Origin of the sequence: Curtobacterium sp. VKM Ac-2922 (assembly GCF_022815645.1) — a bacterium.
Taxonomy (GTDB): Bacteria; Actinomycetota; Actinomycetes; order Actinomycetales; family Microbacteriaceae; genus Curtobacterium.
The window spans coordinates 147855-155099 of record NZ_JALGRO010000012.1 but is presented as its reverse complement, the minus strand read 5'-3'; the positions used below and the strand labels follow the sequence as shown (position 1 = coordinate 155099).

Sequence of the window (7245 nt, the reverse complement as noted above, 5' to 3'; positions counted from 1 at the left end):
GGAAGCTAAGCCTCTCAGCGCCGATGGTACTGCAAGGGGGACCTTGTGGGAGAGTAGGACGCCGCCGGACTCAACGTGCAACACCAGGAAACCCCTGACCTCCACAGGTCAGGGGTTTTCTGCATTCCAGGGGGTCTTCCACTCTTCTTGCATCCATCCCGGTGCGAGCACGGAACGGACGGACGTGACGGTTGCACCGGGCCTGCGCCGGTCGGCAGAAAGTGCATATCGAGATGGCGGTCGGTGTGATGCGGGCGGTTGCCGCGCCTCCTGACCGTTGTCGTGCAGTAGCCGCGGAGCGGCCCGGTCAGCGCCAGTTGCGGCGCTGCTCGCGGAACCACCGGGGTGTCAGTGCCGGTGGGAGGTACCAGGTTGCTGTCGCCCCGAGGACAGTGAGCGTTGCGGGGATCCAGAACACCCAGGTCGGTGCGTCCGTGGCGAGGACGACGCTCACCAGGACGATGCCGAGACCGAACCAGAACAGACCGAATACCCAGTACGACAGGCCGTCTTTCGCCCACGAGCGCCAGACTCCGGTGTACCCGACAGTGCCGATGAGCATCAGGACGGCACCGATGATCCAGATCACGTCGTCCTCCCAGGTCGTGGCTGTGCGTGACGACCCTACGGTGCCGCGGGCGCTGCGCTGGGTCAGTCGGCGCTGGTGGTGGCGGGCTGTGCAGCGTCGTCGGCGGACTCGTCCTCGCGGCGGGGTGCCCGCAGTCGCAGGGTCGCGCCGAGCCCGATGACCAGGAAGCCCGCGGCCGAGAACGCGGCAGCGCGGGTGCCGTCCGAGAACGCGACCTCGGCGCTGTCGCGGGTTTCGCCGGTCAGCGAGCCGATCGCGCCGCCCGAGGACTGCACGACCGCGTCGGCGACCTTCGAGGCCGCGGCCGCGGGTGCGCCGGCGTCCTGCAGGCGGTTCTCGAGGACCGTGCCGGTCGAGGTGAACAGCACGGTGCCGAGGACGGCGATGCCGAGGGCCGAACCGATCTGGCGTGCGGTGCTCTGGGCGCCCGAGGCCTCGCCGCTGCGCTCGACGGGGACGTCCTGCAGCACCACACCGGTCAGCTGGGCGGTCGCGAGCCCGACACCGAAGCCGTAGACGAACAGGCACGGGACGATCGCCCACCATGCGGTCGTGGCGCTGATCACGAAGCCGATCGCCGCGACCCCGATGATCTCGGCACCGATGCCCATCCGGACGATCGGCAGCGCACCGATCCGCTGGCCGACCGTCGCAGCGAACCCACTGGCGACGAAGGAGCCGATGGCCAGGGCCAGCAGGACGAACCCGGTCTGCAGTGCGGTGTAGCCGAGGACGTTCTGCAGCCAGAGCGGAAGGCTCAGGATGATGCCGAACTCGCCGAGCGACACGATGAGCGCGGCGATGGAGCCGTTGCGGAACGAGCCGATGCGGAACAGGTCGAGGGCGATGAGCGCCGAACGACCCGACCGCTGCCGGCGCAGGGACCAGCGGACGAACCCGACGCCCGCCAGCACGGCGACCAGGAACGCGATCGGGATCGGGGAGATGCCCGTCGACCACGACCAGTTGCCGATGGTGAGCGGCGTCGACGAGGGGGTCCACCAGCCGTAGGTGCGTCCCTCGATCAGACCGAACACCAGGGTGGCGCTGGCGACGACGGACAGCACCGCACCGACGACGTCGATGCGCTCGGCGTGAGCGGCGTCACGGGATTCCTGCACCGCGTACACGAGCCCGACCAGGATGATCGCGACGATCGGCACGTTGATGCCGAAGGCCCACCGCCACGAGAACTCCGTCGTCAGCCAGCCGCCGAGCAGGGGCCCGACGGCGACCATCCCGCCGATCGTCGAGCCCCAGACGGCGAAGGCGATGCCGCGCTCGCGTCCGGTGAACGTGGCGTTGAGGATCGAAAGCGTCGTGGGCAGGACCATGGCGCCGCCGATGCCCTGCAGGATCCGCGAGACCACCAGCAGGTCACCCGTGGGGGACAGGGCAGCGAGCACGGACGCGACTGCGAAGACGATCACACCCGTGGCCAGCAGTCGACGTCGGCCGTACCGGTCCGCGAGCGCGCCGAACACCAGCAGCAGGGCGGCGAACACGAGCGTGTAGCTCTCCTGCACCCACTGCACCAGGGTCGAACCGATGTCCAGATCAGCGACGATACTGGGGATCGCGACGTTCACGATCGTGGAGTCGACGATGATCAGGGCGACGGCCAGGCTGATGACGACCAGGCCGATCCAGCGGCGGCGTTCGGGTGCGGCGGTGGTGCTCACGAGGGGTCCTTTCGGGTGTTCAGCATGCTGACGAGTTGACGGTACTCCCTGTCGGGCAGGATGGAACTGTGCGGACTGAGTCAGATGGACAGGGTGCCCGGTTCACGGTCCGTTCGACGGTGGAGGACGACTGGCCCCTGGTCCGCCAGACCCGCATCGAGAACGCGACCGACAACCCGATCTCGTACGGTGCGACGCTCGCCACGACCCTGGGTATGACCGAGGACGATTGGCGGATGCGGGCCCGTCGCGGCACGGCGATCGACGCGATGAGTGTGGCGGCGGTCCACGACGACACCGGGCGGTGGATCCGGATGATGAGCGCGCAGGAGCAGGACGGACCGATTCTGACCGGCGTGTGGGTGACGCCGGAGTTCCGCGGTCGGGTGCACGGCGTGGCCGACGCACTGTTCGCCGAGGTGCTCGCATGGGTGCCGGGACGCGGGGACAGGCTGACGCTGTGGGTGGACGAGGGGCCGGCGGGCTTGCCGGCGCGTCGCTTCTACGCCCGGCACGGGTTCACCCCGACGGGGCGGCGGCGGGCGATCGGGTTCGCGCCGGGGGACTCGATCGAGATGGCGATGCCCGTGCCGGGTGGCTGGGAGCCGTCGGGCATCGACCGGTAGAACGGAAGGCATGCAGGTCGTCGGAGTCACAGAGTTCGGAGGGCCCGAGGCCCTCGCCGTCCACGAGGTCCCGGAGCCCCACGCGGGAGCCGGATCGGTCCGGATCCGCGTGCAGGCGTTCGCCGTGAACCCCACCGACACCGGCGTGCGGGCCGGTGAGCGCGACAGCTCGCAGTCGTCGTCGCCGTACGTGCCCGGGATGGACGCTGCGGGGGTCATCGACGAGGTCGGCCCCGACGTGTCCGGCTGGCAGGTCGGCGACGCGGTGATGGCCATGGCACTGCCCCTCAGCACCCACGGTGGCGCCTACGTGCAGGAGCTCGTCGCCCCGGTCGGCTCGTTCACCCACGTGCCCAAGGACACCTCGATCGAGTTGGCTTCGACCGTGCCGATGAACGGACTGACCGCGATCCGCATCCTCGAGCTCGCGGGCGTGCAGCGTGGCGGGACCCTGGCCGTCACCGGCGCCGCCGGCCTGCTCGGCAACTACCTGGTGCAGCTCGCCAAGTCCGAGGGCATCACGGTCATCGCCGACGCCGCGCCCAAGGACGAGGCGCTCGTGCGCTCGCTCGGGCCGGACCACGTCGTGCCGCGCGGGGACGGGTTCGCGGATGCCGTGCGGGCGATCGTGCCCGAGGGCGTCGACGCGCTGGCCGACGCCGCCGTGCAGCGCGACGTGGTCGTGCCCGCCGTGCGTGACGGCGGTGCGTTCATCGACGTGCGAGGGTGGCCGGGCAACGGCGCCGACGGCGTGCGGTTCGAGCAGGTGATGGTGTTCGGCGAGTACCGGTCGTTCGACAAGCTCGAGCGGCTGCGGCACGCCGTCGAGGGCGGGACGATCACGCCGCGGGTTGCCGAGGTGCTGCCGGCGTCGCGGGCGTCCGAGGCGCACGAGCGGCTGGAGGCCGGTGGGACGCGAGGGCGCTTCGTGCTGACCTGGTGACCGCTGGTCCGTCGGGCCCCGCCGTAGGGTGGAGGTCCGACGGAACGGACGGGGGCGCCGGATGGCAGCAGTGGTCTGGATGATCGTGATCGGCGGGGTGTTCATGGTGCTCGGTGCGCTGGCGTACCTCGGCGTCTGGCGCTCGTGGGTCCGGATCAACCCCAGCATGCAGTTCTTCGGCATCTTCTGGCTGGGGACCGCCGTGGTGTGCGAGGGCATCGCCTGCACCTGCTTCAACGGACCGGTCCCGCTCGCCCTCTCGCTGATGGGGTGCTTCGTCCTCAGCGGATCGTTCGGGTTCTGCATGATGTTCGGCGGCGCGCGATGGGCTGCGCCCCGCTGGTACCGGCGCCGGATGCGCCGATGACCCGGCACGTGCCGTGGGACCCGTGGCCGGACCCACGGTGGGACGCGCTCGTGATCGTCGGTGGTCTGGTGTTCGAGGTGCCGGTCGGCTGGGCAGCGTCCCCGACGGACGGAGGTGTCCGGCTCGACCGAACGGACGGCGTCGTGTCGATCGGACTGTCGGCAGTGCCCGATCGGCCGGTGGAGCTGGCGCGCCGCGTGCTCACGACACGGCCGGACGCCGTGCTGCTGGAATCCGCGACCGATCAGATCCTGTTCGCGCTGCCCGAGCCCGCTGACCTGGTCATGGTCGAGCACCGCTGCATCGACGTCGGTGGCACACGCGTGCGCATCGATCTGCGGTGCTCCGTGCGGGACTGGCCCGCGGTGTCGGAGGTCGTCGACGGGCTCCTGGAGTCCCGGTGGTCCACGCGGGACACCGTGCACGCGGTCGGTCTGCCGGAACTGGCCGCCGAGGTCGGTCCGGGGCCGGTGCTGCAGTGGCGCACGGACGCCGGTGTGCTCGACCACCTGGTGCGCTTCCGTGACCGTGGCGTTGTGCCGGGTGGTGAACGGCGGTCCGAGGCCGGCCGGTCAGCACGGGAGCACGGACTGGTCGGCCGGTTCGGCGCTACCACGGACAAGGGCGACGAGCTGGTCGGTCCGATCAGGGACCCCGACGCGGTGCTCGCCGTCGAGCGGAACGACCCCGCGAACCCCGACGTCGTCCACCGATGGTCGTGCTGGGTGCAGGGCCGGCGGTGCGTCGTGCGAGCGGAGCAGCCGGACGGTTCGACGGCGCTGGGAGTCGTGGACGTCGGGTCGGTTGCCGGGCACCTGTTGGCGTGGATCTCCCCGGAACCGACGGGCACGATCGTCGGCCGTGGTGCGGTGACGATCTCGTCGGCGCAGCTCGTCGACCGCTCCGGCCCGTGCCCGAGCGACGTCGCCTGGTTCCGGGCAGCCTGGACGGCGCCGACCTGGCAGTCCGTGCGCGGCTGGAGCGACGCTGCGCGCTCGGGGTTCGGATGGCTGTCGATCGGCGGGGTCGGCGTCGCAGAATGGAGTAGTACGGGCGACCGTGTCACGCTCGCTCCCGAGCGCCCGAGCAGCCTGGTCCGACAGGTGGCCACCACGACGAACGGGCTTGCGACGGCCGCAGTCCGTACTTGAGCCCCGTCAGCGGAGCAGGTCGAGCTCCATCGCGCGCGTCACGGCGCGCGTGCGGTCGTTCACACCGAGCTTCTCGAACACATGCCCGAGGTGCGTCTTCACGGTGGTCTCGCTGAGGAACAGGGCGCGGCCGATCGCCGGGTTGCTGTTGCCCTGCGCGACGAGCCGGAGCACGTCGAGCTCGCGCGGGGTCAGCGACGGCCCGGTCGGCACCGAGCCCGTGGCCCGACGCACCAGGGCCGCTGCAGCTGAGGGCGCGAGCGCCGTCTCACCCCGCGCGGTGGCGCGGACGCCCGCCAGGATCTCGGACTCGGGCGCCGCCTTGAGCAGGTAGCCGGTGGCTCCGGCTTCGATGGCGGCGAGGATCTGGTCGTCGGACTCGTACGTGGTCAGGATCAGCACGCGGATGCCGGGATCGGCGCTGAGGATCTTCGCCGTCGCCGCATCACCGTCGAGGTGCGGCATGCGGAGGTCCATGAGCACGACGTCCGGGCGTTCGGCCAAGACCACGGCAACCGCGCTCTCGCCGTCGGGCGCCTGACCGACGACCTGGATGTCGTCGGCGTCCTGCAGCAGCGCGACGATGCCGGCGCGGACGATGGGGTGGTCGTCGGCCACCACCACGCGGATCACCGGGCCACCCCCGCCACCGAGCGCTCGGCTGACGCCGGGACAGACGAGAGGACCGGTGCGGACGGGAGGCTCGGTGCAGCCCCGGTGGGCAGCGTCGCCGTCACGACGGTGCCGCGACCCGGGCCGCTGGTGATCCGACACGACCCGCCCGCCAGCGCGAGGCGCTCGCGCAGGCCGCGGAGCCCGTGGCCCGCTGAACTGACGCCAGTGTCGAAACCGACCCCGTCGTCGGTGATCCGCAGGGTCGTCTGCTCGGCTTCGTGGCGCAGTTCGACGTGCACCGCGGTCGCGCGAGCATGCGTGCGGACGTTGCTCAGGGCCTCCTGGGCGACGCGGAGCAGCACCACCTGCGCGTCGCGGTCCAGCGCACACTCCGAGGCGTCGACGGTGACCGTCGTGCCGGTCTCGCGGGTGTGGCGCTCGCCCAGTCGGTGGAGGGCTCCGCCGAGGCTGTCGCGCGTGACGCCGGCCGCTCCGGCAGCGACGAGGGCGCGGGACTCTTCCAACGCGGCACGTGCGGACTCTTCGAGCACGACCAGGCGGTCCTGGAGTGCATCGATCCGGTGGCTCGCCAGGTCGCTCTGCGCGCGTTCGGTGAGCATGACGATGCCGGCCAGGTTCTGCGCGACGGTGTCGTGGATCTCACGCGCCAGACGTTCGCGTTCGCTGGCGATGCCGGCGTTGCGATTCGCCTGGGCCAACGAGGTCTGCGTGGCGCGGAGCTCGTCGAGGAGTTCACGGCGGGACTCGGACAGGTCCGCGATGCTCGAGATCCAGATGCCCATCGCGCAGGCCCCGATGATGCTGATGCCCTCGATCACGAGCGTGCTGACCAGGGCGTCTGGACCGCCGGAGACCTGCAGGCCGATGCTGCTGGCAACCCCGACCGCGATCGAGAACAGCACACCGGTGCGGATGCGTTCCGTCTGGACCCAGATCAGCGGGAACACGATGCACTGCACGAACGCCGTACTCGGTGCGATCGCCGGCAACACCGCGGCCGACACGACGACCAACGGCAGGAACACCGCCGCGGCCTTCGGCTCGGAGTAGCCGCGATGCCCGTACGCGACGTAGGCGAGGACCAGGATCGCGATCATCGCGTACGCCGGCCACCGCGACGACCAGGGCGACCAGCCGAACGCCGCAATCACTGCGGTCAGGGCCATGGTCGCCCCGAAGAAGGCGTGCAACCACCGGTTGCGGACCCAGCTCTCGGTGCTCATGGACACAGCCTGCCACCCGGACACGGCC

The 7245-nt window shown here is 70.9% G+C and carries 8 protein-coding genes; 4 read left to right on the top strand and 4 right to left on the bottom strand.

The features are described 5' to 3' along the window. Positions 1–307: 307 nt before the first annotated feature. Both MT346_RS14695 and MT346_RS14690 read right to left on the bottom strand, forming a co-directional pair. Positions 308–589 (bottom strand): hypothetical protein, encoded by a 282-nt coding sequence (locus MT346_RS14695; protein ID WP_243563839.1) that lies wholly within the window; start codon positions 587–589, stop codon positions 308–310. Positions 590–651: 62 nt separating this feature from the next. Next, the gene (locus tag MT346_RS14690; RefSeq protein ID WP_243563838.1) at positions 652–2271 is read right to left on the bottom strand and encodes a DHA2 family efflux MFS transporter permease subunit; all 1620 of its coding nucleotides are present in this window, start codon (positions 2269–2271) and stop codon (positions 652–654) included. Positions 2272–2339: 68 nt separating this feature from the next. Here MT346_RS14690 and MT346_RS18470 point away from each other — a divergent pair, with 68 nt between their 5' ends. The 4 genes from MT346_RS18470 to MT346_RS14670 all read left to right on the top strand — a co-directional run bounded on the left by MT346_RS18470 (position 2340) and on the right by MT346_RS14670 (position 5358). Beyond that, entirely contained in the window at positions 2340–2897 is a 558-nt protein-coding gene (locus tag MT346_RS18470; protein ID WP_243563837.1) for a GNAT family N-acetyltransferase, read from the top strand. 10 nt (positions 2898–2907) lie between these two features. Further along, positions 2908–3840, top strand: a complete 933-nt coding sequence (locus tag MT346_RS14680; RefSeq protein ID WP_243563836.1) for an NADP-dependent oxidoreductase — start codon at positions 2908–2910, stop codon at positions 3838–3840. 61 nt (positions 3841–3901) lie between these two features. Beyond that, a complete protein-coding gene (locus MT346_RS14675) occupies positions 3902–4207 on the top strand; it encodes a hypothetical protein (protein WP_243563835.1) in 306 nt (101 codons plus the stop codon). Continuing rightward, the gene (locus MT346_RS14670; protein ID WP_243563834.1) at positions 4204–5358 is read left to right on the top strand and encodes a hypothetical protein; all 1155 of its coding nucleotides are present in this window, start codon (positions 4204–4206) and stop codon (positions 5356–5358) included. The genes MT346_RS14675 and MT346_RS14670 overlap by 4 nt, the downstream gene beginning before the upstream one ends. 6 nt (positions 5359–5364) lie before the next feature. Here MT346_RS14670 and MT346_RS14665 read toward each other — a convergent pair whose 3' ends face one another. Together MT346_RS14665 and MT346_RS18465 are read right to left on the bottom strand one after the other, a co-directional pair. Beyond that, on the bottom strand, positions 5365–5991 hold the full coding sequence (locus MT346_RS14665; protein WP_243563833.1) for a response regulator transcription factor: 627 nt from the start codon (positions 5989–5991) through the stop codon (positions 5365–5367). After that, positions 5988–7217, bottom strand: a complete 1230-nt coding sequence (locus tag MT346_RS18465) for a sensor histidine kinase (RefSeq protein WP_243563832.1) — start codon at positions 7215–7217, stop codon at positions 5988–5990. Before MT346_RS18465 ends, MT346_RS14665 begins: the two co-directional genes overlap by 4 nt. Positions 7218–7245: the final 28 nt, after the last annotated feature.

Excerpts from the sequence above, each read along its gene's own strand:
- MT346_RS14670 (WP_243563834.1), top strand. The coding sequence starts at position 4,204 with ATGACCCGGCACGTGCCGTGGGACCCGTGGCCGGACCCACGGTGGGAC.
- MT346_RS14680 (WP_243563836.1), top strand. The coding sequence starts at position 2,908 with ATGCAGGTCGTCGGAGTCACAGAGTTCGGAGGGCCCGAGGCCCTCGCC.
- MT346_RS18465 (WP_243563832.1), bottom strand. The coding sequence starts at position 7,217 with ATGAGCACCGAGAGCTGGGTCCGCAACCGGTGGTTGCACGCCTTCTTC.
- MT346_RS14675 (WP_243563835.1), top strand. The coding sequence starts at position 3,902 with ATGGCAGCAGTGGTCTGGATGATCGTGATCGGCGGGGTGTTCATGGTG.